The organism is Rhizobium sp. Root483D2, from assembly GCF_001426685.1.
In the GTDB taxonomy this organism is placed as follows: domain Bacteria; phylum Pseudomonadota; class Alphaproteobacteria; order Rhizobiales; family Rhizobiaceae; genus Pararhizobium; species Pararhizobium qamdonense.
This window is the reverse complement of the sequence record NZ_LMFB01000013.1, coordinates 132,128-157,718: the sequence shown is the minus strand read 5'-3', so window position 1 is coordinate 157,718 and position 25,591 is coordinate 132,128. Positions and strand designations below refer to the sequence as shown.

Genomic DNA, 25,591 nt, shown 5'->3' with positions numbered 1-25,591 from the left:
CACGAGGAAAAGATCATGGAACGCCTGTCCAACAAAGTCGCAATCATCACCGGTGCCAGCGCCGGCATTGGCCGCGCCACCGCAAAGCTGTTTGCCGCCGAAGGCGCAAAGCTCGTCGTCGGCGCCCGCCGCCAGAGCGAGCTTGACGCGCTTGTGGCCGAGATCAAGGCTGCGGGCGGCGATGCTGTCGCCCTTGCCGGTGACGTCCGCTCGGAAGATTATGCCAGGGCGATCGTCGCCCTTGCCGTCGAAACATACGGCCGCCTCGATGTCGCCTTCAACAATGCCGGAACGCTCGGCGAAGCCGGTCCTTCCACCGGCGTGTCGGAACAGGGCTGGAACGATGCGATCGCCATCAACCTCACCGGGTCGTTTCTCGGCGCCAAACATCAGATCGCAGAGATGGTCAAGCATGGCGCGGGCTCGGTGATCTTTACCTCGACCTTCGTCGGCTACAGTTTCGCCTTTCCGGGCGTTGCCGCCTATGCTGCCTCGAAGGCCGGCCTGATTGGCCTGACGCAGGCTTTGGCCGCCGAGTTCGGTCCGCAGGGCGTGCGCGTCAATGCGATCCTGCCCGGTGCCGTCGATACCGACATGTATCGCGAGATGAACAACACGCCGGAATCGCAGTCGTTCATCACCAATCTGCATGCGCTGAAGCGCGTCGCCTCGCCTGAAGAGCTGGCCCGGTCTGTGCTTTATCTCGCCTCGGACGATTCCGCCTTCGTCACCGGCACGGCATCGCTCGTCGACGGCGGCGCCTCGATCACCCGCTCCTGAACCCTGTCTCGATTAAGGACTTCCACCATGTCACGCTTGCTCAACAAGACAGCCCTGATCACCGGCGGCACCAGCGGTATCGGCCTTGAAACGGCCCGCCAGTTCATCGCCGAAGGCGCCCGCGTCGCGGTCACCGGCACCAATCCGGCAACCATAGAGACGGCCCGCGCCGTGCTCGGCGACACGGCTCTGTTCATACAGGCCAATGCCGGCGATGTTGCCGGGCAAAAAGCCGTCGTCGAGGCCGTCAAATCCACCTTCGGTCATCTCGACATCCTGTTCGTCAATGCCGGTGCTGCCGATTTCCGGCCGATCGAAGCATTTGACGAGGAGGCTTTCGACCGCTCGGTCGCGATCAACGTCAAAGGCCCGTTCTTCCTGATCCAGGCGCTGTTGCCGGTTCTTTCAAATCCGGCCTCGATCGTGCTCAACACATCGATCAATGCCCATATCGGCATGCCCAATACCAGCGTCTATGCGCTGACCAAGGCTGCCTTGCTGTCCTTTGCCAAGACGCTGTCGGGGGAATTGATCGGCCGTGGCATCCGCGTCAATGCCGTCAGCCCCGGTCCGGTCGCCACCCCGCTCTACGGAAAGCTCGGCATGTCGGCCGCCGACACCGACGCCATGGCTGCGGCCAAGATCCCGGCCGGCAGATTTGGTACGCCGGGCGAAATTGCCAGGGCCGTCGTTTTCCTCGCCTCCGACGAATCGGCCTATACCGTCGGCAGCGAATTGATCATCGACGGCGGCATGAGCAATCTTTGATATCCGCCACGCATGGCCCGATGATTTCCATCGGGCCATGGGTTTGCGTTCAACACAAGGTTGACGATTCAACATTTCCTTGAAATTGGCGGTCAAAACGGGCAAAGCACCAGCCAACGACCAGTTTCAGGGACATTCATGAGCGCTGCCTCCCGTACACCCCGTCTGCTCGACCATCTGGTCCTGCCGGTCATCGATCTGGCAACGGCGAGGAATCGCTATGAGCAGCTGGGCTTTACCGTGGCTGCCGATGCGCTTCATCCCTTCGGCACCGAGAATGCCTGCGTCTTCTTTGCCGACAAGACCTATCTCGAGCCGCTTGGCATCGCCCAGCGCGAAGAATGCGAGGCTGCAGCACTCGCCGGCAATATCTTCGTCGCCCGGGATCAGGCCTACCGGTTCCGCCGTGGCCAGGATGGGTTCTCCGCAATCGTGGTCTCCACCGGCGACGCAATCGCCGACCAGGCCCGTTTTCAGGAAAACGGCATTTCGGCTGGCGGCATGCTGGAATTTTCCCGGCCGATGACGCTTCCGGACGGCTCTGAGGCCGTCGGCAGTTTTCGCCTCGCCTTTGCCGCTGACCTGCGCGCGCCGGATTTCTTCTTTTTCAGCTGTCAGCGCGTTCAACCGCTGCCGTCTGACCGTTCCGCTCTGGAAACCCACGGAAATGGTGTGACCGGCATGGCGGAGGTCGTCCTGTCGGAACCGAACCCGACCGATTTCCAGTATATCTTGCAGGAAGTGATCGATGAGCGCGAAGTCTCGGCGCATTCCTTCGGCATGGATATCGAAACGCGCAACGGCATCAAGATTTCCGTCCTCAACCCGGCGGGCATGACGGGCTTTTTCGACAAGAAGACGACCGGCCATTCGCGCGGCCTGTGCGGCCGCGCCATCGTCTTCAAGGTTGCCGATCTGGCGGTAACCGGGCGGCTTCTCGAGGCCAACGCCGTCACCTTCATCAAAAAAGACAATCGCCTGATCGTTCCGGAAGCGCCGGGGCAGGGTGTCATTTTCGCATTCGGAGAATAATCATGCAGACCAATGCAAATGTCGTTGCCGGTAGCGGCGCCAATCAGGTGGTGTTTTCCAACACGCAAAAACTGTCGCTGATCGCTGGTCCCTGCCAGATGGAGAGCCGCGACCACGCCTTCATGATTGCCGGTACGATGGTTGAACTCTGCAAGTCGCTCGGCCTTGGCTATGTCTACAAATCATCCTTCGACAAGGCCAACCGCACATCGATCTCCGGCAAGCGCGGCATTGGCCTGGAAAAGGCGATGGAAATCTTTGCCGACCTGAAAAAGGAATATGGCTTTCCGGTTATCACCGACATCCATACGGAAGAGCAGTGCGCGCTGGTCGCCCCGACTGTCGATATCCTGCAGATCCCGGCCTTCCTGTCGCGCCAGACCGATCTTTTGGTCGCAGCCGCCAAGACAGGCCGCGTGATCAACGTCAAGAAGGGCCAGTTCCTCGCCCCCTGGGACATGAAGAACGTGCTCGCCAAATTTACCGAAAGCGGCAATCCGAACGTGCTGTTGTGCGAACGCGGCGCCTCCTTCGGCTATAATACGCTGGTTTCCGATATGCGGTCGCTGCCGATCATGGCGAGCCTTGGTGCGCCGGTGATCTTTGACGCGACCCATTCCGTGCAGCAGCCGGGCGGGCAGGGCGGATCGTCGGGAGGACAGCGCGAATTCGTTGAGACGCTCGCGCGGGCAGCGGTTGCTGTCGGCGTTGCCGGCGTGTTCATCGAGACCCATGAGGATCCCGACAATTCGCCGTCCGATGGCCCGAACATGGTCTATCTGAAGGACATGCCGCGCTTGCTGGAGACGCTTCTGGCCTTCGACGCGGTCACCAAACGCTGATCGCCGGCTGTGTGAATTTTTCTTGACGGCGGGGTGCCAGGCCGCAATTGCGCAGGCCCCGCCATTGTAATTTCCGGTCCATGAATTATGACAGGGCCATCCTCCACCACCATGTTTGAAGCAGGGAAGAGATCATGACTGCAATCATCGACATCATCGGCCGCGAAATTCTCGACAGCCGGGGCAACCCGACCGTCGAAGTCGACGTCCATCTCGAAGACGGCAGCTTTGGCCGCGCTGCAGTTCCCTCGGGCGCTTCGACCGGCGCGCATGAAGCTGTCGAGCTGCGTGATGGCGGCAAGCGCTATCTTGGCAAGGGCGTCGAAAAGGCAGTCGAAGCCGTCAACGGCGAAATCTTCGAAGCGATCGGCGGCATGGATGCCGAAGACCAGCTCCATATCGACGCGACGATGATCGAACTGGACGGCACCGCCAACAAGTCGCGCCTTGGCGCCAACGCCATCCTCGGCGTGTCGCTGGCTGTGGCCAAGGCCGCCGCTGAAGCCTCCAACCTGCCGCTGTTCCGCTATGTCGGCGGCCCGAACGCCCGCCTGCTGCCGGTTCCGATGATGAACATCATCAATGGCGGCGCCCATGCCGACAACCCGATCGACTTCCAGGAATTCATGGTCCTCCCGGTTGGCGCCGAAAGCCTGCGCGACGCCGTGCGCATGGGCGCGGAAGTCTTCCACGTTCTCAAGAAAGAACTGTCGGCCAAGGGCCACAACACCAATGTCGGCGACGAGGGCGGCTTTGCACCGGGCCTGAACAGCGCCTCCGAAGCGCTCGACTTCATCATGAAGTCGATCGAAAAGGCTGGCTACAAGCCGGGCGAAGACATGTTCCTCGGTCTCGATTGCGCCTCGACCGAATTCTTCAAGGACGGCAAATACGTCATGGAGGGCGAGGGCCGCACGCTCGAGCCGGGCGCGATGGCCGAATACCTGGCCGAACTGGCTGCCAAATACCCGATCGCCTCGATCGAGGACGGTATGGCTGAAGACGATTGGGAAGGCTGGAAGACGCTGACCGATCTCGCCGGCAAGAAGGTTCAGCTGGTCGGCGACGATCTGTTCGTCACCAATTCCTCGCGCCTGCGCGACGGTATCAAGATGGGCGTCGCCAACTCGATCCTCGTCAAGGTCAACCAGATCGGTTCGCTGTCGGAAACGCTGGATGCGGTTGAAACCGCACACAAGGCCGGCTACACCGCCGTCATGTCGCACCGCTCGGGCGAAACCGAGGATTCGACGATCGCCGATCTCGCCGTCGCTACCAATTGCGGACAGATCAAGACCGGCTCGCTGTCGCGCTCCGACCGGCTTGCCAAGTACAACCAGCTGATCCGCATCGAAGAACAGCTCGGCCCGCAGGCAAAATATGCCGGCCGCTCGATCCTGCGCGGCTGATCAGCGCAAGCTCTGAAATGATGAGACCCGCGTCTGGAAACGGACGCGGGTTTTTCATTGGCTGTGTTATGGTCAACGGTCGGTTAATCAATGGCTGGTAGCCTGCACTGGTATTGCGTATCAGGGCATGATCTATGTGGACCAAACACCATAAAAAACGGCAGCTCGGGCGGTTTGTGATGCCGCTCATCACGGTCGCCTTTCTTTCCTATTTCGGCTATCATTCCATTCATGGGGATTTTGGGCTGAAGGCGACCGAGACATTCGACCGGCAGCGGCTGGAGCGTCAGGCGCGGCTGGACGAGCTGACTGCCAAGCGCCAGGTGCTGGAAAAGGAAGTCGCACTTCTCAGCGACGGTTCGCTCGAACGCGACATGCTGGACGAAAAGGCCCGCTTCGGCCTGAACATGTCCCGCAGCGACGAAATCGTGATCTTTCATTGATTTGTCACATTAACCGAAAACAGGTTAATTTGAAATAGTATATTCATATCAATAACTTGATAGGAATATAAGCCATGCAAATATGGCATTGCTGTGATGGCATTCTTTCCCTATGGTACTGCAAAAGCCAACCATAGGGAGGATTGAATGGCACCGCGAAAATCCGCGTCCGTTTCCAGTCGCAAGGCAGCTGCAAAGCCAGCAAAAAAGGACTTCACAAACGGGACGATCGCCGAGTTCGATCGCGATACCGACCTGAAGGCCTACCGCGAAATGCTCCTCATCCGCCGTTTTGAGGAAAAGGCCGGCCAGCTCTATGGCATGGGCTTCATCGGCGGTTTCTGTCACCTCTATATCGGCCAGGAAGCTGTCGTCGTCGGCATGCAGATGGCGCTGAAGGATGGCGACCAGGTTATTACCGCCTACCGTGACCACGGCCACATGCTGGCCTGCGGCATGAGTGCACGCGGCGTCATGGCCGAGCTTACAGGCCGCCGCAGCGGGCTTTCCCGCGGCAAGGGTGGCTCGATGCACATGTTTTCCAAGGAAAAGAATTTCTACGGCGGCCACGGCATTGTCGGCGCGCAGGTCTCGCTCGGTACTGGTCTGGCATTCGCCAACCGCTACCGCGGCAATGACAATGTCTCGCTCGCCTATTTCGGCGACGGCGCTGCCAACCAAGGCCAGGTCTACGAGAGCTTCAACATGGCGGCTCTGTGGAACCTGCCGGTGATCTACATCGTCGAGAACAACCGCTACGCCATGGGCACCTCGGTGTCGCGTGCCTCTGCCGGTCACGATTTCTCGCAGCGCGGCATTGCGCTGGGTATCCCCGGCTTCCAGGTTGACGGCATGGACGTACGTGCGGTGAAGGCTGCGGGCGACGAAGCTGTCGAATATTGCCGTGCCGGCAAGGGCCCGATGATCCTCGAGATGCAGACGTACCGCTACCGCGGTCACTCGATGTCCGACCCGGCCAAGTACCGTTCCAAGGACGAAGTGCAGAAGATGCGCTCCGAGAACGACCCGATCGAAAAAGTCAGGGTGCGCCTGCTGGACAACGGCTGGGCGAGCGAGGACGAGCTGAAGGCGATCGACAAGGATGTTCGCGACGTCGTCGCCGACAGCGCCGATTTTGCCCAGGCCGATCCGGAGCCGGATGTATCCGAGCTCTACACCGATATTCTGCTTTAAGACCGGGACGAGGAAAACATCATGCCTATCGAAATTCTGATGCCCGCTCTGTCCCCGACGATGGAAGAAGGCACGCTCAGCAAGTGGCTGAAAAACGAGGGTGACAAGGTCACCTCCGGTGACGTGATCGCCGAAATCGAGACCGACAAGGCGACCATGGAAGTGGAGGCCGTCGATGAAGGCGTCATCGGCAAGATTCTGATCGCCGCCGGCACCGAAGGCGTCAAGGTCAACACGGCGATTGCCGTTCTGCTGCAGGACGGCGAAAGCACCAGCGATGTCGCAGCCCCCAAGGCCGCAGCTGCAGAGCCTGCCAAGACCGAGGCTCCGGCACAGTCAAAAGCGCCAGCAAAGTCCGACGCTTCCGCCGCTGTTCCGGCTCAGCCGAAGGCAGACATTCCGTCTGATCCGGATATCCCGGCCGGTACGGAAATGGTGTCCACCACGGTGCGCGAAGCGCTTCGCGATGCGATGGCGGAAGAAATGCGCCGCAGCGAAGATGTCTTCGTCATGGGCGAGGAAGTCGCCGAATATCAGGGCGCCTACAAGATCACGCAGGGGCTTCTGCAGGAATTCGGTCCGCGCCGCGTTGTCGATACACCGATCACCGAGCATGGTTTTGCCGGTATCGGCGTCGGCGCTGCGATGACGGGCCTGCGTCCGATCGTCGAATTCATGACCTTCAACTTCGCCATGCAGGCGATCGACCATATCATCAACTCGGCGGCAAAGACCCTTTACATGTCCGGTGGGCAGATGGGCGCCCCGATGGTGTTCCGTGGTCCATCCGGTGCTGCCGCCCGCGTCGGCGCCCAGCATTCGCAATGCTATGCCGCCTGGTACAGCCACATTCCGGGCCTCAAGGTCATCATGCCCTATACGGCAGCCGATGCCAAAGGCCTGTTGAAGGCGGCAATCCGCGATCCGAACCCGGTGATCTTCCTCGAAAACGAAATCCTCTACGGTCATTCGTTCGACGTGCCGAAGATCGACGATTTCGTGCTGCCGATCGGCAAGGCGCGGATCCATCGCGTGGGCAAGGACGCGACCATCGTGTCCTTCGGCATCGGCATGACCTATGCGGTCAAGGCTGCGGCTGAACTGGAAAAGGAAGGCATCGACGTCGAAATCATCGACCTTCGCACGATCCGTCCGATGGATCTGCCGGCCGTGATCGAATCGGTGAAGAAGACCGGCCGTCTGGTCACCGTCGAGGAAGGCTTCCCGCAGTCCTCCGTCGGTACCGAAATTGCCACCCGCGTCATGCAGCAGGCCTTCGATTATCTCGATGCGCCGATCCTGACGATCGCCGGCAAGGATGTGCCCATGCCTTACGCCGCCAACCTTGAAAAGCTGGCCCTGCCGAATGTCGGCGATGTCGTCCAGGCGGTAAAGACCGTCTGCTACAAATAAGGGAGGGTGAAGAGATGCCTATCAACATCACCATGCCAGCCCTATCGCCGACCATGGAGGAGGGAAACCTCGCCAAGTGGCTGGTCAAGGAAGGCGACAAGGTTTCGTCCGGCGACGTTCTCTGCGAGATCGAGACCGACAAGGCGACGATGGAAGTGGAATCGGTCGATGAAGGCACGGTTGCCAAGCTCGTCGTTGCCGCCGGCACCGAAGGCGTCAAGGTCAATGCCTTGATCGCGATCCTCGCGGCCGACGGTGAAGACGTCGCAGCCGCCGCGTCCGGTGGCGGTGCGGCTCCGGCTGCAAAACCCGAAGCCGGGAAGGCCGAGGCGGCCAAGACGGACGCGCAACCGGCAAAGTCGGAAGCTGCAACACCGGCTACCGCTGCTCCGGCTCCGGCCGCCGCACAGGCATCTGCGCCTGCAGCGTCGGGGACGCGCACATTTTCTTCGCCGCTCGCCCGCCGTCTGGCCAAGGATGCCGGCATCGATATTTCCGCTGTCTCCGGCACCGGCCCGCATGGCCGCGTGATCAAGAAGGACGTGGAAACCGCCGTTGCCGGTGGTGGCGCAAAGGCTGCTCCGGCCGCCGCTGCAGCACCCACAACCGCTGCGGCTCCGGCGCCGCTGGCCAAGGGCGCATCCGACGAAGCTGTGTTGAAGAACTTCGCCGAAGGCTCCTACGAGCTCGTGCCGCATGATGGCATGCGCAAGGTCATTGCCAAGCGCCTGCAGGAATCCAAGCAAACCATTCCGCATTTCTACGTGTCCGTCGATTGCGAACTGGATGCGCTGCTTGCGCTGCGCGCCCAGCTCAATTCGGCAGCCCCGGAACGGGACGGCAAGCCTGCCTATAAGCTCTCGGTCAACGACATGGTCATCAAGGCGCTGGCCTTGGCCCTGCGTGATGTTCCGGATGCCAACGTGTCCTGGACCGAGACCAACATGGTCAAGCACAAGCACGCCGATGTTGGCGTTGCGGTGTCGATCCCCGGCGGCCTGATCACGCCGATCGTGCGCAGCGCCGAGTTGAAGAGCCTGTCGGCCATCTCCAACGAGATGAAGGATCTCGGCGCCCGCGCCAAGAGCCGCAAGCTGAAGCCCGAGGAGTTCCAGGGCGGCACCACGGCCGTATCGAACATGGGCATGATGGGCGTCAAGAACTTCGCCGCCGTCGTCAATCCCCCGCATGCAACGATCCTTGCGATCGGTGCCGGCGAGGAACGCGTCGTCGTCAAGAAGGGCCAGATGGTCATTGCCAATGTCATGACCGTGACGCTCTCGACCGACCACCGCGCCGTCGATGGCGCGCTCGGAGCCGAACTGCTCGGCGCCTTCAAGCGCTATATCGAAAGCCCGATGGGCATGCTGGTTTAAGTGAATTTCCCTCCCCCTTGCGGGGAGGGTGTCCGCGTTAGCGGACGGGTGGGGGTTGGTCGGCTAGGTGAAAGGTCTGAAATGGCATGGAACCGTGAAAATCCGGCACCACCCAGCCCGGCCGCAGCACTCCATGCGCCCCGGCTGCGCAAGGCAATGACGGAAGCAGAGCGCCGCCTTTGGCAGGCTCTGCGCAGGGAATTGCCGGAAACGCAGGGAACGCATTTTCGCAGGCAAATGGCGATAGGCCGCTACGTTGTGGATTTTGTCTGTCTGGGAGCGCGCCTGATCATCGAAGTGGACGGAGCCGTTCATGACGATTTGGATCAACGGCAACGTGATGCGGAGCGCGATGCTGATCTCCGTGGCGAGAATTTTCGGGTTCTGCGGGTTACAAACAAGGATGTGATGCTCGATATGCCATCTGTGTTGCGACGAATTGCCATGGCCCTTGCCACCCCCACCCCTAACCCCTCCCCACAAGGGGGAGGGGAACTTTGAGTGCGGATATGAAAACAGTCCTCTGCTACGGTGATAGTCTGACCTGGGGATATGACGCGGAAACAGGCGGCCGGCATGCGTTGGACGACCGGTGGCCAAGTGTGCTGCAGAAGGCGCTGGGCAATGGCGTTCAGGTGATTGCCGAAGGTCTGAACGGCCGCACCACCGCCTATGACGATCATCTGGCCGACTGCGACCGCAATGGCGTGCGCATCCTGCCAACCGTCCTGCAGACGCATGCGCCGGTCGATCTGGTGATCTTCCTTCTCGGCTCCAACGATATGAAGCCGGTGGTGCACGGAACCGCCTTTGGCGCCACGAAGGGCATCGAGAGGCTGGTCAAGCTCGTCTGGCATCACAGCTGGCCGGGCGTGCAGGCCGAAGCGCCGGAAATCCTGATCGTGGCACCGCCGGCCATCAGCGAAACCGCGAACGCGAATTTTGCGGCCATGTTTGCCGGCGCTGTCGAGCAGTCGTCGATGATGGCATCGCTTTATGCCGATCTTGCGGATGAACTCGGCTGCGGTTTCTTCGATGCGGGTTCGGTGGCACGCACGACGCCGCTCGACGGCGTGCATCTGGACACGGACAATACGCGCGCCATCGGACGCGGCCTCGAGCCGATGGTCCGGATGATGCTCGGGCTCTGAATGACGGCGTCTGTCTATCTGCGGGCAGCGGAACGGCGGGATGCGGCGGATCTGGCCATTCTGGTCGATATCGCCTCCCATGGTTTTGCCACCTGGCTCTGGCATGGGGCGGTCATGCGGGAATTGAAGGATACCGCCATGGAGCAGGGGCGGTCGCGGATGCGGATGGACGGCGAGCCCGGCGCCTGGAAAGATGCAACGCTGGCGGAATGGGACGGCGAGATTGCCGGTGTGTCGATCGGCTACGAACTGGACAGAAGCGTGCGCGATATCGCAGCACCTCATCCGGCGATCAGGCCGCTGCTCGACCTGCAGGTCGAGGTGATCGGCAGCCGGTTCATCGACAGTCTCGGTGTCTACCGGCACCATCGCGGCAAGGGTATCGGGCGGGCATTGCTTGCCCATGAAATCGACAGGGCTCAAGGGCAGCAGGTCAGCCTGATCACCGAAAGCCACAATGATACGGCGCTGGCGCTCTATGCGGCCAACGGATTTGCGGAGAAGGCAAGGCTTGAGGCCGTGCCGCTTTTTGAAGATAGCAAAAGGCATGAATGGGTCCTCTTGGCCCGGAACATGACCTAAGGAAGAGGCAGGAAACAGAATGGCAAATTCCTACGACGTCATCGTGATCGGTTCCGGCCCCGGCGGCTATATCGCGGCCATCCGCGCGGCACAGCTGGGGCTGAAGGTTGCCGTGGTCGAGCGCGAGCATCTGGCCGGCATCTGCTCCAACTGGGGCTGCATCCCGACCAAGGCACTGCTGCGCTCCGCCGAAGTGCTGCATCTCGCCGAGCATGCCAAGAATTACGGCCTGACGCTCGAAGGCAAGATTTCGCCGGACTTGGCAGCGATCGTCAAGCGGTCGCGCGGCATTGCCGAGCGCATGAATGGCGGCGTCGCCTTCCTGATGAAGAAGAACAAGGTCGATATCATCTGGGGCGAGGCCAAGCTGACCAAGCCCAACGAGATCGTCGTTGCCAAGACCACCAAGGCGATCGTCCAGCCGCAGGGGCCGATCCCGAAGAACACGTTGGGTGAGGGCACCTATACCGCCAAGCATATCATCGTCGCCACCGGCGCCCGTCCGCGCGCGCTGCCGGGCATCGAGCCGGATGGCAAGCTGATCTGGACCTATTTCGAGGCGATGAAGCCGGAGGAAATGCCGAAATCGCTGCTGGTCATGGGCTCCGGCGCCATCGGCATCGAGTTCGCCTCGTTCTACCGCACCATGGGTGTCGATGTGACCGTCGTCGAGCTGATGAGCCAGGTCATGCCGGTCGAAGACGCGGAGATCTCCGCCTTCGCCAAGAAGCAGTTCGACAAGCAGGGCATGAAGATCATCCTCGACGCCAAGGTGACGAAGGTTGAAAAGGCTGCCAACTCCGTGACCGCCCATGTCGAGAAGAAGGACGGTTCGGTCGAAAAGATCACCGCCGACCGGATGATTTCGGCTGTCGGCGTTCAGGGCAATATCGAAAATCTCGGCCTGGAGGCGCTCGGCGTCAAGACCGACCGCGGCTGCATCGTCATCGATGGCTACGGCAAGACCAACGTGCCGGGCGTCTACGCGATCGGCGACGTTGCCGGTCCGCCGATGCTGGCCCACAAGGCCGAGCATGAGGCTGTCATCTGCGTCGAAAAGATCGCCGGCTTGCCCAATGTGCATCCGATGGACAAGCTGAAGATCCCGGGCTGCACCTATTGCAACCCGCAGGTTGCCTCCGTCGGCTTGACGGAAGCCAAGGCCAAGGCCGAAGGCCGCGACATCCGCGTCGGCCGCTTTCCCTTCGTGGCCAACGGCAAGGCGATTGCGCTCGGCGAAGACCAGGGCCTGGTCAAGACCATCTTCGACAAGAAGACCGGCGAACTGCTCGGCGCGCATCTGGTCGGCGCCGAAGTCACCGAACTGATCCAGGGTTTCGTCGTCGCCATGAACCTGGAAACCACCGAGGAAGACCTGATGCACACGATCTTCCCGCATCCGACGATTTCCGAAACGCTGAAGGAAAGCGTGCTCGATGCCTATGGGCGTGCGCTGAACGCTTGATTGTGTTAGGGCTCGCCTCCATCTGAAGAGGCGGGCCGATCTATCCGGCCCCGACGGGCGCGCGTCGCGCTTGAAGCAAAATTGGAAGCATGATGGTCACGATCCTCGACCGCACCACTCTTGATCCCGATGCCCGGCGCATCCGCCACCCGGAAAAGGCCCATAAGCCCGACACCGAGATGCTGCGCAAGCCGGAATGGATCAGGGTTCGCGCACCGACGTCGAAGGGCTATGCCGAAACCAAGTCGATCGTGAAGGAGCACAAGCTCGTCACGGTCTGCGAAGAGGCGGGCTGCCCGAATATCGGCGAGTGCTGGGACAAGAAGCACGCGACCTTCATGATCATGGGCGAGATCTGTACCCGTGCCTGCGCCTTCTGCAATGTTTCGACAGGCAAGCCGAACGCGCTGGATATGGCCGAACCGGAAAACGTCGCCAAGGCCGTCAAGCAGATGGGCCTCAGCCACGTCGTCATCACCTCGGTTGACCGCGACGACCTGGCCGATGGCGGCGCCGAGCATTTCGAAAAGGTGATCTGGGCCATCCGCGCTGCATCACCCCTGACGACCATCGAAATCCTGACACCGGACTTCCTGAAGAAGCCCGGCGCGCTGGAGCGCGTCGTTGCCGCCAAGCCCGACGTCTTCAATCACAATATGGAAACGGTTCCGGGTAACTATCTGACCGTGCGCCCCGGTGCGCGCTACTTCCACTCGATCCGGCTTTTGCAGCGGGTCAAGGAACTCGATCCGACGATGTTCACCAAGTCCGGCATCATGGTCGGCCTGGGCGAAGAGCGCAACGAAGTGCTGCAGTTGATGGACGATCTGCGCACCGCCGATGTCGATTTCCTCACCATCGGCCAGTACCTGCAGCCGACCCGCAAGCATCATCAGGTGATGAGCTTCGTGACGCCGGAGGAGTTTAAGTCTTACGAGACCGTGGCCTATACCAAGGGCTTCCTGATGGTCGCCTCCAGCCCGCTCACCCGCTCGTCGCACCATGCCGGCGACGATTTCGCGCGGCTGAAAGCCAACCGCGAAAAGAAGCTGGCGGCAGTGGCCGGATAATGCTCCGGCGGTTGCCAATCTGCATTTGACCTCTATGGTGCGCGGCTCACACATCTGGAGCCGTCACGCAACCCCGTTACGATCGACCGGCCTGCCATGCCGGTCCTGACGCTGAAGCGCTGCTGCGAGATCGGCGCGTTGATCGAATGCGTGCAGGAAACCATCCATGTCGAACAGGCTGTTGAATATCGAGGAGACGGCGCAGGTGCTGAAACGTGCCGATCGTATTCTCGTGATCGGCTGCTCCGGCAGCGGCAAGAGCACGTTGGCGCAAACCCTTTCGGCCATGTTTGGGTTGCCTTATGTGTCGATGGACCGCGACGTGTTCTGGATGCCGGGCTGGACGCAGCGGCCAAGGGCAGAAGCGCTGGCCATTGTCGAGCAGAAGGTTGCCCAGCCGCGCTGGATCATGGACGGGACAAGCCCCGGAACCTTGCCGCTGCGCCTGCCGCGCACCGATCTTGTCCTGTGGATGCGGCCGCGCCGCCATGTTTCGCTCTATGGCGTCATCAGCCGCTGGCTGCGTTTTCGAGGCCGGACGCGTCCGGAAATGGCCAGGGATTGCCCCGAGCGGCTGACATTCGAATTCCTGTCTTATGTCTGGGGTTTCGAAAAAACCGAAAGCCCGGAGATCGAGCAGAAACTGGCGGACTACGGTCCCGGCGTGCCGGTGCACATCCTCCGCTCGCACAGCCAAACACGCGACCTGCTGTCCCACCTTCGCCGCCCCTGACGCCACAGCCGCCTCGATCCGTTCTCGGATTGGGCCAGCTAACGCGAAGGTCGCCGCACGGGCCGTCATATGCAGCTGTCGTTACGTCAGGCTCGGAACCGGCTTTCCCTGACGCAACGTTATGCTCCCGACTGCGGCGGCGAGACATCTTGTTTTTCCCGGCATCATTGAATATCTGAACGCCATGCCACAATTTGAGACCCGCCGGCCCGTCAAGCATTCCCCTGACCAGATGTTCGACCTGATCGCCGATGTTGAAAAATATCCGCAATTCCTGCCGCTGTGCGAGGCGCTGACCGTGCGTTCGCGCAAGGAGCGTGATGGCAAGGAACTGCTCGTCGCCGATATGACCGTGGGTTACAAGGCGATCCGCGAGACGTTTACGACGCAGGTCCTGCTCAACAAGGCGGACCGGGTGATCGACGTCAAATATATCGACGGGCCGTTCAAATATCTCGACAATCGCTGGAGTTTTGAAGCGCTGGGCGAGGGCGGCTGCTCCGTCAATTTCTTCATCGACTACGAATTCAAGAGCCGCATTCTCGGCGCCGTCATGGGCTCGATGTTCGACCGGGCATTCCGGATGTTTTCAGAAGCCTTCGAAAAGCGCGCCGACGCGATCTACGCGGCGGCTTAGGCAGAGATCAGCGCTCAGCCGCCTCGTCGAGCATGTCGAGCGCGGTGTGCACGGTTGCCATCCTGACCGCATCGCGGCCGATATCGCCATAGCGCATTTCGCGGTGAAGAATGTTGCCGCCCCGGCTGGCTGCGGCGAGATGCACCAGCCCGACCGGCTTTTCCGCCGAGCCACCGCCCGGACCGGCAACGCCGGTGACGGCGACGGCGAGATCCGCCTTCGAATGGCTGAGCGCGCCGCGCACCATTTCAATCGCCGTCTGGCGCGAGACGGCGCCATGCGTTTCAAGCGTTGCATTCGCGACGCCGAGCATCTGGATCTTGGCGTCGTTGGAATAGGTGACGAAGCCGCGATCGACCACGGACGAGGATCCAGGAATTTCCGTAAGCACACCGGCGATCAGGCCGCCGGTGCAGGATTCCGCCGTGGCGACCATCAGGCCCCGTTTGGCAAAGGCTGAAATCAGCAGGCCTGCCCTGGCTTCGATGCCGTCTGGCCATGCGCTCATTTGATCTCTCCTGAATAGACGACCGTAGCCGTGGCGATGGCGGCAATGCCCTCGCGGCGGCCGATGAAGCCGATCTTTTCATTGGTCGTTGCCTTGACCGAGCAGCGATCCAGCGAAATGCCGAGCATATTGGCGAGATTTTCGCGCATGGCCTGCCGGTGCGGGCCGATCTTCGGGGCTTCGGCAATCAGCGACACATCGGCATTCATGATGGTGCCGCCGTTATCGCGGACGATCTTCGCCGCATGTTCGAGAAAGATGCGCGAGGCTGCACCCTTCCACTGCGGATCGGATGGCGGAAAATGATCGCCGATATCGCCGGCGCCACAGGTGGCAAGCAGGGCGTCGGTTAGGGCATGCAGGGCGACGTCGGCGTCGGAATGTCCAAGCAGCGTCTGGTCGTGTGGCATGAAGATGCCGCAGAGCGTCACGCCGTCGCCATCGATCAGCTGATGCACGTCATAGCCATTGCCGGTGCGCACATCCGGAAGCGCGTTCCGGGTCAGTTTTTCGTCGGCCATGGCAATATCCCGTTTGATCGTCAGTTTCACATTATCAACCAAACCCTCGATCAGCGTCACGGGCATTCCGGCCCATTCGGCGATCGAGGCATCGTCGGTAAAATCGGCGCGGCCGGAGGCTGCGGCATTCGCGTGGGCTTCAAGGATCGGTGCGAAGCGGAAGCATTGTGGCGTCTGAGCGCCGTAGAGGCCTGCCCGTGGGACCGTCTCCAGCACCTTGCCATCAGCAGATCCGCGCTTCAACGTGTCGGCGACGGCAATGGCGGGCAGCAGCGCATCGGCGCCGTCTGTCAACGCTGCGGCGCATCGGTCAAGCAAAGCGTGGTCGATAAACGGCCGCACGGCATCGTGGATCATCACATGGGTGATGCCTAACCCTTCCAGGGCTTTCAGCCCGGCCAGCACAGAAAGCTGCCGTGTCGGTCCGCCATGCACGAACGTGATATCCGGCCCATCGCTGGAAATCAGGCCTTTGGCATGCGCAAACAGAGCTTCGTCATCGGGATGGATGACCACGACGATGGTTTTTTCCAGCGGCCATGTCGCAAAAACGTCAAGTGTATGGGTGATAACCGGCCGTCCGCCGATGGCGCGATATTGCTTGGGGCCATCCTGCAGCGCGCCTGCGCGCTCACCTCGCCCGGCAGCGACAATGACGACCCCACAGGAAAACTGTTCTTTTGCGCGCATCTTCTATATGGGTTCCTGCAAATAGGTCGTCGCTCCGGCCCGCAAACGCTATACGGACAGGTCTCCCGTTCCAGTTTTCGTCAAACACCAGGTGCATGCCGGTCCGGCATGCGGTGCTTCAAATCGTTGCCGTGATTTACCGCGAAGGGGTTGGCTTTACCAGTTGTCCCGGGAATTTTGTCGGCGCGCTCTGAAATCGCTTGGCAAGCCCGTCAAGTATGTCTAAAAATAGTGCAGAATATATATGTGCCCGAAAGATAATCACTTGCAGATACCGGATTTGTCATCCCCGTTCCGGGTTGGCCGGCTCTCCTTTAGGAACCGCGTCGTGCTCGCGCCGATGTCGGGCGTAACGGATTTGCCCTTCCGGCAATTGGCCTGGCGGTTTGGCGCCGGCCTCGTCGTGACCGAAATGGTAGCAAGCCGCGAACTCGTCGGCAATGCCTCCGAGAGCTGGTCGCGGCTGAAGAGTTCCGGCATCGATCCGCATATGGTCCAGCTGGCCGGACGCGAAGCCTATTGGATGGGCGAGGCGGCAAGGATTGCTGCCGGTAACGGCGCCGATGTCATCGATATCAATATGGGCTGCCCGGCCAAGAAGGTAACGGGCGGCTATTCCGGCTCGGCGCTGATGCGCGATCCCGATCACGCCCTGTCGCTGATCGAAGCGACCGTGAAGGCGGTTGATGTGCCTGTGACGCTGAAAATGCGGCTTGGCTGGGACGAAAACTCCATCAATGCGCCCCTGATCGCCAGGCGGGCACAGGAGGCCGGCGTGCAGATGATCACCATCCACGGCCGCACCCGCATGCAGTTCTACAATGGCACCGCCGATTGGGATGCGATCCGCGCCGTTCGTGACGTGATCTCCGTGCCGCTGGTTGCCAATGGCGATGTCGCAACGCGCGAAGATGCCAACGAAATCCTGCGGCGCTCCGGCGCGGACGCAGTCATGATCGGCCGCTCGAGCCAGGGCCGGCCCTGGCATGCCGGCGTGCTGGCCGGTAGGGCTGACCATCCCGATGCGGCGGGGATCGCCGATATCGTCGCCGAGCACTACGGCATGATGCTTGAATTCTACGGAGCCGATATCGGCCTTCGCCATGCGCGAAAACATCTCGGCTGGTATCTCAGCCGGTTTGCGCCGCAACTCGCAGCGCAGGACAAGGCGGCGATCATGACCTCCACGGAGCCCGCCACCGCCCTGTCGGGTGCTGTGGCCGCCATTGCGGCCGGGACTGGCCTTGGCGAACAGAAGGATGCGGCATGACCGAGAAAATGGGCGACGAGGAACGCAGGGCGGTCAATTCGCTGCCGATGGCCGTTCTCAACGCCATCCAGAACCCGGTGATTCTCGTTGACGAAAAGGGCCTAGTTGCCTTTGCCAACTGGGAAGCGGAGGCGTTTTTCGGCGCCAGCGCCAATTATCTCGCCCGCCATGACATCAGCGCCTTCATTCCATTCGGCAGTCCGCTCCTGACGCTGATTGAGCAGGTTCGCGAACGGCGTGCGGCCGTCAACGAATACCGGGTCGATCTGAGCTCGCCGCGGCTCGGCGCCGACAAGCTGGTCGATCTCTATGTGGCGCCCGTCCTGTCGGAGCCGGGCTCCGTCGTGATCGTCTTCCAGGAACGGTCGATGGCCGACAAGATCGACCGGCAGCTGACCCACCGGGCTGCGGCCCGCTCGGTGACGGGACTGGCGTCGATGCTCGCGCATGAGATCAAGAACCCGCTATCGGGTATCCGTGGTGCAGCCCAGCTGCTCGAAACCTCCGTCAACGACGAAGACCGGGCGCTGACAAGGCTGATCTGCGACGAGACAGACCGGATCGTATCGCTGGTCGATCGCATGGAAGTGTTCTCTGACGAGCGGCCGGTCGATCGTCATCCGGTCAACATCCATTCGGTGCTCGATCATGTGAAGGCCATTGCCAAGGCCGGCTTTGCCCGCAAGATCCGCATCACCGAGAATTACGATCCGTCGCTGCCGCCCGTCTATGCCAACCGCGACCAGTTGATCCAGGTCTTCCTCAACCTGATCAAGAACGCTGCGGAAGCGGTTGCCGACAAGCCGGACGGCGAGATCATGCTGACGACGGCCTACCGGCCTGGTATCCGCCTGTCGGTTGCCGGGACGCGGGAAAAGATTTCGCTGCCGCTGGAATTCTGCGTCCATGACAACGGTCCGGGCGTACCTTCCGATCTGGTGCCGCATCTGTTCGATCCGTTCATCACCACCAAGACCAACGGCTCCGGCCTCGGCCTTGCCCTTGTCGCCAAGATCATTGGCGGCCATGGGGGCATTGTCGAGTGCGACAGCCAGTCGAGCCGCACGACATTTCGCGTTCTAATGCCCGCTTCAAAGGGGCCGACGGCCGAAGATAGCGAGCCTCTGACCATCATAAAAGGACAATCCCGATGACTGGCGCCACCATCCTCGTTGCTGACGACGACGCAGCCATCCGTACCGTTCTCAACCAGGCGCTTAGCCGCGCCGGTTACGACGTTCGCATCACTTCGAACGCAGCGACGCTGTGGCGGTGGATTTCGGCAGGCGATGGCGATCTCGTCGTCACCGACGTCGTCATGCCCGACGAAAACGCCTTCGATCTTTTGCCGCGCATCAAGAAGGCGCGGCCGGACCTTCCGGTTCTGGTGATGAGCGCCCAGAACACGTTCATGACGGCGATCAAAGCCTCGGAAAAGGGAGCTTACGACTATCTGCCGAAACCCTTCGACCTGACGGAACTGATCGCCATCATCGGCCGCGCCCTGGCGGAGCCCAAGCGCAAGCCCCAAAAACTGGAGGACGATCCGCAGGACGGCATGCCGCTGGTTGGCCGCTCGGCCGCCATGCAGGAAATCTACCGGGTTTTGGCGCGCCTGATGCAGACCGACCTGACGCTGATGATCACCGGCGAATCCGGCACCGGCAAGGAACTCGTCGCCAAGGCGCTGCACGATTACGGCAAGCGCCGCAACGGCCCCTTCGTCGCGATCAACATGGCGGCGATCCCGCGCGATCTGATCGAATCCGAGCTGTTCGGCCACGAGAAGGGCGCCTTTACCGGCGCACAGAACCGCTCGACCGGCCGCTTCGAGCAGGCCGAGGGCGGCACGCTGTTTCTCGATGAGATCGGCGATATGCCGATGGATGCGCAGACGCGCCTGCTGCGCGTTCTGCAGCAGGGCGAATATACCACCGTCGGCGGCCGCACGCCGATCCGCTCGGATGTCCGTATCGTTGCCGCGACCAACAAGGACCTCAAGCAGTCGATCAACCAGGGCCTGTTCCGCGAGGATCTCTATTACCGGCTGAACGTCGTGCCGCTGCGGTTGCCGCCGCTGCGCGACCGCGCCGAGGATATTCCCGATCTCGTGCGCCATTTCGTCCAGCAGGCCGAAAAGGAAGGGCTCGACGTCAAGCGCTTCGACCAGGAGGCGCTGGAACTGATGAAGGCGCATCCCTGGCCCGGCAATGTCCGCGAACTCGAAAATGTCGTGCGCCGCCTGACGGCTCTCTACCCGCAGGACGTCATCACCCGCGAGATCATTGAAACCGAGCTGCGCTCCGACATTCCCGACAGTCCGATCGAAAAGACGTCGAGCCGTTCGGGCTCGATGTCGATTTCGCAGGCCGTCGAAGAGAACATGCGGCAATATTTCGCCGGTTTCGGCGAGGGTCTGCCGCCCGCGGGCCTTTACGACCGGGTTCTGGCCGAAATGGAATATCCACTCATCCTGGCTGCTCTGACGGCAACGCGAGGCAACCAGATCAAGGCGGCCGACCTGCTTGGCCTGAACCGCAACACCCTGCGCAAGAAGATCCGTGAACTGGGTGTTTCCGTTTACCGTAGCTCGCGCAGCGCCTGATCCGGCAGAAATAACCGTTGCATTTTCGCCACAATATGTTGCTTAGAAAGCACACGGGTGGGGATCGATTCTCTGGAGCGCTCATCCGTTGGATCGGACTGCGGTTCGGCACAGTGCCGGTCGATCCGATCCTGTGCGGTCATCGTCTTGGCCACCGACCATGTCAATGCCCGCCGCCGCGCACTTTGCCCGGTGACGCCGGGCCGGGGATGCATTGCTGATGGCCGAAGGGCTTGTTCTGCCACTGGCGAAAGAGGATGTTGCCGTAATCGGTCATGACCGGCGCGCGTCTTTCGCGCTGCCGGGCCTGTTGCTGGCCACCGGTGCGCTGATCTGCGCGATCGTATCGCTGCTCGTTCTGCTCGGTCTTACGCCGATCAAGCCTGAAACCAACATCATCATCGGTTCCGCTTCGATCAACGCGCTGTTCGTGCTCGGCCTGTTGTTTCTGATCGGCCGCGAGATCCTGCGCCTGTTGAAAGCACGCAGCCGTGGCAGGGCGGCTGCCCGGCTGCATGTGCGCATCGTGGCGCTGTTTTCGATCGTTGCGATCACGCCTGCCATCCTGGTGGCGATCTTTGCCAGCATCACGCTGGATGTTGGCCTCGATCGCTGGTTTTCGCTGCGCACACAGTCGATCGTCAGCTCATCGCTCGAAGTGGCACAGGCCTATGTGCTGGAAAATGCGAGCTATCTGCAGGGCCAGACGGTCTCGATGGCCAATGACCTCGAGCGCAACCGCCAGCTCTACAGCCTCGACCGGACCGGCTTCGTCGAGTTGATGACACGCCAAGCGCGGGGACGCGGCATGCTCGGCGCGTTTATGGTGCGCGCGGACGGAACGCCGATCCTGCAGGCGAATATCCCGACCGAGCGGCCGCTGCCGGCCATTCCGAGAGACGCGTTGCTCAGCACCGTCTCCGGCCAGCCCACACTCATTCCACCTGGCGTGACCAATCTCGTCGGCGTCATCATCCCGATCGACAATATCGAGGGTGCCTATCTCTACACGGTGCGCAGCGTTGATCCGAAGGTCATGCGCTCGATGCGGCTGATGGAGGAAAATACCGCCGAATACAAGAACCTGGAGGCGGGCCGCACGTCGTTGCAGGTCGCGTTCGGGGTGCTTTATCTCGGGTTCGCGCTGATCGTGCTTCTGGCGGCGATCTGGACCGCGATTGCGGTCGCCGACCGGATCGTGCGGCCGATCCGCCTGTTGATCGGCGCGGCCGACAGCGTGGCGAGCGGCAATCTGAATGTCATCGTGCCCGTGCATGCGGTGGATGGCGATGTCGGCAGCCTGTCGCGTACGTTCAACAAGATGATCGCCGAAATCCGTACGCAGCGCGACCAGATTATCGAGGCGAAGGATGAGATGGACGACCGGCGCCGGTTCATAGAGGCGGTGCTCTCGGGCGTGACGGCGGCCGTGATCGGCGTCGAGGACGACCGGCGCATCACCATCGCCAATCCCTCGTCCGAGCATTTCCTGTCGCGCACCACGCTGGAACTGGTCGGCGAAAAGCTGGAAGATGTGGCGCCGGAGATCGAACAGGTGCTCAACGAGGCCGCCAGCCGCCATCGCAACGACTACCGCAAGCAGATCAACATCATGCGCGGCGGCACGGAGCGGACGCTGAACGTGCAGGTGACGCGCGAGGAATCGCATGACGCCAAGGATTCCTACGTCATCACCGTCGATGACATTACCGACCTCGTCATCGCGCAACGCTCGACGGCCTGGGCCGATGTGGCGCGCCGCATCGCTCATGAAATCAAGAACCCGCTGACGCCCATTCAACTGTCGGCCGAGCGGCTGAAGCGGCGCTATGGCAAGCAGATCAATCAGGACGACCGCGCGGTGTTCGACCAGTGCACCGATACGATCGTGCGTCAGGTCGAAGATATCGGCCGCATGGTCGATGAATTCTCCGGCTTTGCCCGCATGCCCAAGCCGACCAAGGAAAAGGCCGATCTGCGCAATATCCTCAAGGATGCGATCTTCCTGCGCGAAATGGGCAATACCCATGTGACCTTCATCCGCGATCTCGGCGAGGAGCCGCTCGACGGCACCTTCGACAGCCGCATGCTGGGCCAAGCCTTCGGCAATATCATCAAGAACGCGGTCGAGGCGATCGAGGCGCTGCCGGCGGACGCCGTGCGCGGGGACCGCAAGGTCATGGTGCGGTCGCGGTTGAATGAAACCAGTGGCCAGTTCGTCATCGATATCATCGACAACGGCCGGGGACTGCCGACCGAAAATCGCCATCGCATTCTCGAGCCCTATATGACAATGCGCGAAAAAGGCACCGGCCTTGGCCTCGCGATCGTCAAGAAGATCATCGAGGACCATGGCGGACAATTGGAACTGCATGATGCTCCCGCCGATTTTGACCGGGGTCACGGGGCCATGATTCGCATTATCTTGCCGCCCGCCGGACACGGCAGCGGCACTGAAGACAGACAAGACAAGGATACTTCCTATGGCGGCTGACATTCTGGTTGTGGACGACGAAGAAGACATTCGCGAAATCGTCTCCGGCATCCTGTCCGACGAGGGGCACGAGACCCGCACCGCGTTCGACAGCGACAGCGCGCTTGCCGCCATCAGCGACCGCGTTCCCCGCCTGGTCTTCCTGGATATCTGGATGCAGGGCAGTAGGCTCGATGGCCTGGCATTGCTCGACGAGATCAAGAGCCGCTATCCGGACCTGCCCGTCGTGATGATTTCGGGTCACGGCAATATCGAGACCGCCGTTTCGGCGATTCGCCGCGGCGCCTACGACTTTATCGAGAAGCCATTCAAGGCCGACCGGCTGATCCTGATTGCGGAACGGGCGCTGGAAAACTCCAAGCTGAAGAAGGAAGTCTCCGAGCTGAAGAAGCGCTCCGGCGATCCCGTCGAACTGATCGGGACCTCGGTTGCCGTTTCGCAATTGCGCCAGACCATCGAAAAGGTCGCGCCGACCAACAGCCGCATCATGATCCACGGTCCGTCCGGCTCCGGCAAGGAACTGGTTGCCCGGATGATCCACCGGAAGTCCTCGCGGGCTGGCGGTCCCTTCGTGGCGCTGAATGCGGCAGCGATCACGCCCGACCGCATGGAGATGGCGCTGTTCGGCACGGAAGGCACGCCCGGCCAGCCGCGCAAGACCGGCGCGCTTGAGGAAGCCCATGGCGGCATTCTCTATCTGGATGAGGTCGGCGAAATGCCGCGCGAGACGCAGAACAAGATCCTGCGCGTGCTGGTCGATCAGCAGTTCGAGCGGGTCGGCGGCTCCAAGCGCGTCAAGGTCGATGTCCGTATCATCTCCTCGACCGCCTATAATCTCGAAAGCCAGATCGCCGAAGGCGCGTTTCGCGAGGACCTCTACCATCGGCTGGCCGTCATCCCCGTGCGTGTGCCGCCCTTGGCGGAACGGCGCGAGGACATTCCGTTTCTGGTCGATATGTTCATGCGCCAGATCAGCGAGCAGGCCGGTATCCGCACCCGCAAGATCGGTGATGACGCGCTCGCCGTGCTGCAATCGCATGACTGGCCGGGCAATATCCGGCAGTTGCGCAACAATATCGAACGCTTGATGATCCTGGCCCGCAGCGACGGTCCGGATACCGCGATATCAGCCGATATGCTGCCAAGCGAAGTGGGCGACAGCCTGCCGAAGATTTCAGCCCAGGGCGATCACCACATCATGACGCTGCCCTTGCGCGAAGCGCGCGAAATGTTCGAGCGGGATTATCTGATTGCGCAGATCAACCGTTTCGGCGGCAATATTTCGCGCACGGCAGAGTTTGTCGGCATGGAGCGCTCGGCGCTGCACCGAAAACTGAAGTCGCTCGGCGTCTGAAATTCAGGGTTCCATCGTTCCAGGACAGGTCATCCATGTCGCGCATTGCCTATGTCAACGGCGCCTATCAGCGCCACTCCGAAGCCGCCGTTCATATCGAGGATCGCGGCTTCCAGTTCGCCGACGGCGTCTATGAGGTCTGCGAGATCCGCCATGGCTTCATTATCGACCTGACACGGCATCTCGACCGGCTGGACCGCTCGCTGAGCGAGCTGCGCATGGCCTGCCCGATGACGCGGGCAGCACTCATTCACGTCATTCGCGAGGTGGCCCGCCGCAACCGGGTGAAGAACGGCCTGTTCTATCTGCAGGTGACGCGCGGTGCCGCGCGCCGCGATCATGTCTTTCCCGCTGCCGATACGCCTTCGACCATTGTGGTGACAGCCAAGCGGACCGATGCTTCGGTAATTGCCAAGAAGAACGCGGCCGGCATCAGCACGATTACTGTTCCTGAAAACCGCTGGGACCGCGTCGATATCAAGTCGGTGGGATTGCTGCCGAATGTGCTGGCAAGGCAGGCCGCCAAGGAGGAGGGCGCCCAGGAGGCGATCTTTGTCGATGCTGATGGAACGGTGAAAGAGGGCGCGGCAACCAATGTCTGGATCGTCGACAAGGCCGGCCGGCTGCGGACCCGCCACGCCGATCACGGCATCCTGCGCGGTATCACCCGCACGACCCTGAAGGACGTTACCGGGACGCTCGGCCTTGAGATCGTCGAGCAGGCTTTTTCGCTCGAAGAGATGCTGGAAGCGCGCGAGGTTTTCATCACCGCCGCCACGAGTATCTGTTTTCCGGTCGTTGCGGTTAACGGTAAAACCATCGCCAACGGTCATCCCGGCAGCGTGTCACAGAAAATTCGTGAAGCCTTTTTCGACATTGCGGAAAAGACCGCGATTTGATACCAAATCCGGGGGGACGCTTTAAAGACAGGTTTTTTCCAGCGTTCGGGGCTATTCAGATTGTATAATCAACCGGTTAAATCGAACCGGAAAATAAGAAAGAAGCGGCGCTATGGCGGAACGTTCTCAGAACTTGCAGGATCTGTTTCTCAACACAGTCCGCAAGCAGAAGATATCTCTGACAATTTTTCTTATCAATGGTGTGAAACTGACGGGCGTTGTCACGTCTTTTGACAATTTCTGTGTGCTTTTGCGGCGTGACGGGCATTCCCAGCTCGTATACAAGCACGCCATCTCGACAATCATGCCGGGCCAGCCGATGCAGATGTTCGAGAGCGAAGAATCCGCATCCTGA

The 25,591-nt window shown here is 61.2% G+C and carries 25 protein-coding genes; 23 read left to right on the top strand and 2 right to left on the bottom strand.

Translation table 11 applies throughout. The features are described 5' to 3' along the window. The first annotated feature begins 15 nt into the window (after positions 1–15). From ASD32_RS12260 to ASD32_RS12185, 16 genes are all read left to right on the top strand, one after another. The gene (locus ASD32_RS12260; RefSeq protein WP_060638325.1) at positions 16–780 is read left to right on the top strand and encodes an SDR family oxidoreductase; all 765 of its coding nucleotides are present in this window, start codon (positions 16–18) and stop codon (positions 778–780) included. 27 nt (positions 781–807) lie between these two features. Then, entirely contained in the window at positions 808–1,548 is a 741-nt protein-coding gene (locus ASD32_RS12255; protein ID WP_060638324.1) for an SDR family oxidoreductase, read from the top strand. A 138-nt stretch (positions 1,549–1,686) separates the two neighbouring features. Next, on the top strand, positions 1,687–2,580 hold the full coding sequence (locus ASD32_RS12250) for a VOC family protein (RefSeq protein WP_060638323.1): 894 nt from the start codon (positions 1,687–1,689) through the stop codon (positions 2,578–2,580). Between the two features lie 2 nt (positions 2,581–2,582). Next, the gene (gene kdsA, locus ASD32_RS12245) at positions 2,583–3,422 is read left to right on the top strand and encodes a 3-deoxy-8-phosphooctulonate synthase (protein WP_060638322.1); all 840 of its coding nucleotides are present in this window, start codon (positions 2,583–2,585) and stop codon (positions 3,420–3,422) included. A 134-nt stretch (positions 3,423–3,556) separates the two neighbouring features. Then, positions 3,557–4,831, top strand: a complete 1,275-nt coding sequence (gene eno, locus ASD32_RS12240) for a phosphopyruvate hydratase (RefSeq protein WP_060638321.1) — start codon at positions 3,557–3,559, stop codon at positions 4,829–4,831. 134 nt (positions 4,832–4,965) lie between these two features. Further along, on the top strand, positions 4,966–5,274 hold the full coding sequence (locus tag ASD32_RS12235) for a septum formation initiator family protein (protein WP_060638320.1): 309 nt from the start codon (positions 4,966–4,968) through the stop codon (positions 5,272–5,274). 147 nt (positions 5,275–5,421) lie between these two features. Beyond that, positions 5,422–6,468 (top strand): pyruvate dehydrogenase (acetyl-transferring) E1 component subunit alpha, encoded by a 1,047-nt coding sequence (gene pdhA, locus ASD32_RS12230; RefSeq protein ID WP_060638319.1) that lies wholly within the window; start codon positions 5,422–5,424, stop codon positions 6,466–6,468. 21 nt (positions 6,469–6,489) lie between these two features. Next, positions 6,490–7,881: a pyruvate dehydrogenase complex E1 component subunit beta gene (locus ASD32_RS12225; protein ID WP_060638318.1), complete on the top strand. Its 1,392-nt coding sequence runs from the start codon at positions 6,490–6,492 to the stop codon at positions 7,879–7,881. 14 nt (positions 7,882–7,895) lie between these two features. Then, entirely contained in the window at positions 7,896–9,257 is a 1,362-nt protein-coding gene (locus tag ASD32_RS12220) for a pyruvate dehydrogenase complex dihydrolipoamide acetyltransferase (protein WP_060638317.1), read from the top strand. A gap of 81 nt (positions 9,258–9,338) precedes the next feature. After that, complete coding sequence (locus tag ASD32_RS12215; RefSeq protein ID WP_082546754.1) at positions 9,339–9,758, top strand: endonuclease domain-containing protein; 420 nt, start codon at positions 9,339–9,341, stop codon at positions 9,756–9,758. A gap of 8 nt (positions 9,759–9,766) precedes the next feature. After that, a complete protein-coding gene (locus tag ASD32_RS12210) occupies positions 9,767–10,408 on the top strand; it encodes an SGNH/GDSL hydrolase family protein (RefSeq protein ID WP_060638316.1) in 642 nt (213 codons plus the stop codon). Then, a complete protein-coding gene (locus tag ASD32_RS12205) occupies positions 10,409–10,990 on the top strand; it encodes a GNAT family N-acetyltransferase (RefSeq protein ID WP_060638315.1) in 582 nt (193 codons plus the stop codon). Between the two features lie 19 nt (positions 10,991–11,009). Next, positions 11,010–12,455 (top strand): dihydrolipoyl dehydrogenase, encoded by a 1,446-nt coding sequence (gene lpdA, locus ASD32_RS12200; RefSeq protein WP_060638314.1) that lies wholly within the window; start codon positions 11,010–11,012, stop codon positions 12,453–12,455. Between the two features lie 92 nt (positions 12,456–12,547). Beyond that, positions 12,548–13,525, top strand: coding sequence for a lipoyl synthase (gene lipA / locus ASD32_RS12195; protein ID WP_060638406.1), 978 nt, complete (start codon positions 12,548–12,550; stop codon positions 13,523–13,525). Between the two features lie 166 nt (positions 13,526–13,691). Beyond that, positions 13,692–14,258, top strand: coding sequence for an AAA family ATPase (locus ASD32_RS12190; protein ID WP_060638313.1), 567 nt, complete (start codon positions 13,692–13,694; stop codon positions 14,256–14,258). 184 nt (positions 14,259–14,442) lie between these two features. Then, complete coding sequence (locus ASD32_RS12185; RefSeq protein WP_060638405.1) at positions 14,443–14,895, top strand: type II toxin-antitoxin system RatA family toxin; 453 nt, start codon at positions 14,443–14,445, stop codon at positions 14,893–14,895. A gap of 7 nt (positions 14,896–14,902) precedes the next feature. On the opposite strand, the gene ASD32_RS12180 is transcribed toward ASD32_RS12185, so the two are convergent. After that, positions 14,903–15,403, bottom strand: coding sequence for a CinA family protein (locus ASD32_RS12180; protein ID WP_060638312.1), 501 nt, complete (start codon positions 15,401–15,403; stop codon positions 14,903–14,905). Then, positions 15,400–16,614 carry a bifunctional 2-C-methyl-D-erythritol 4-phosphate cytidylyltransferase/2-C-methyl-D-erythritol 2,4-cyclodiphosphate synthase gene (locus ASD32_RS12175; RefSeq protein ID WP_060638311.1) on the bottom strand — a complete coding sequence of 405 codons (1,215 nt, stop codon included), beginning with the start codon at positions 16,612–16,614 and terminating at the stop codon, positions 15,400–15,402. Before ASD32_RS12175 ends, ASD32_RS12180 begins: the two co-directional genes overlap by 4 nt. 244 nt (positions 16,615–16,858) lie before the next feature. Between ASD32_RS12175 and dusB the strand changes: the two genes are divergently transcribed. The 7 genes from dusB (at position 16,859) to hfq (ending at position 25,591) form a co-directional block, all read left to right on the top strand. Continuing rightward, a complete protein-coding gene (gene dusB / locus ASD32_RS12170) occupies positions 16,859–17,884 on the top strand; it encodes a tRNA dihydrouridine synthase DusB (protein WP_060638310.1) in 1,026 nt (341 codons plus the stop codon). After that, the gene (locus ASD32_RS12165) at positions 17,881–19,038 is read left to right on the top strand and encodes a nitrogen regulation protein NR(II) (protein WP_060638309.1); all 1,158 of its coding nucleotides are present in this window, start codon (positions 17,881–17,883) and stop codon (positions 19,036–19,038) included. Before dusB ends, ASD32_RS12165 begins: the two co-directional genes overlap by 4 nt. Further along, positions 19,035–20,489: a nitrogen regulation protein NR(I) gene (gene ntrC / locus ASD32_RS12160; protein WP_060638308.1), complete on the top strand. Its 1,455-nt coding sequence runs from the start codon at positions 19,035–19,037 to the stop codon at positions 20,487–20,489. Before ASD32_RS12165 ends, ntrC begins: the two co-directional genes overlap by 4 nt. Positions 20,490–20,709: 220 nt before the next feature. Continuing rightward, entirely contained in the window at positions 20,710–22,983 is a 2,274-nt protein-coding gene (locus ASD32_RS12155) for a PAS domain-containing sensor histidine kinase (protein WP_060638307.1), read from the top strand. After that, the gene (locus ASD32_RS12150) at positions 22,973–24,337 is read left to right on the top strand and encodes a sigma-54 dependent transcriptional regulator (RefSeq protein WP_060638306.1); all 1,365 of its coding nucleotides are present in this window, start codon (positions 22,973–22,975) and stop codon (positions 24,335–24,337) included. The genes ASD32_RS12155 and ASD32_RS12150 overlap by 11 nt, the downstream gene beginning before the upstream one ends. 35 nt (positions 24,338–24,372) lie before the next feature. After that, positions 24,373–25,236, top strand: coding sequence for a D-amino-acid transaminase (locus tag ASD32_RS12145; protein WP_060638305.1), 864 nt, complete (start codon positions 24,373–24,375; stop codon positions 25,234–25,236). Between the two features lie 112 nt (positions 25,237–25,348). Further along, the gene (hfq, locus tag ASD32_RS12140) at positions 25,349–25,591 is read left to right on the top strand and encodes an RNA chaperone Hfq (RefSeq protein WP_018325164.1); all 243 of its coding nucleotides are present in this window, start codon (positions 25,349–25,351) and stop codon (positions 25,589–25,591) included.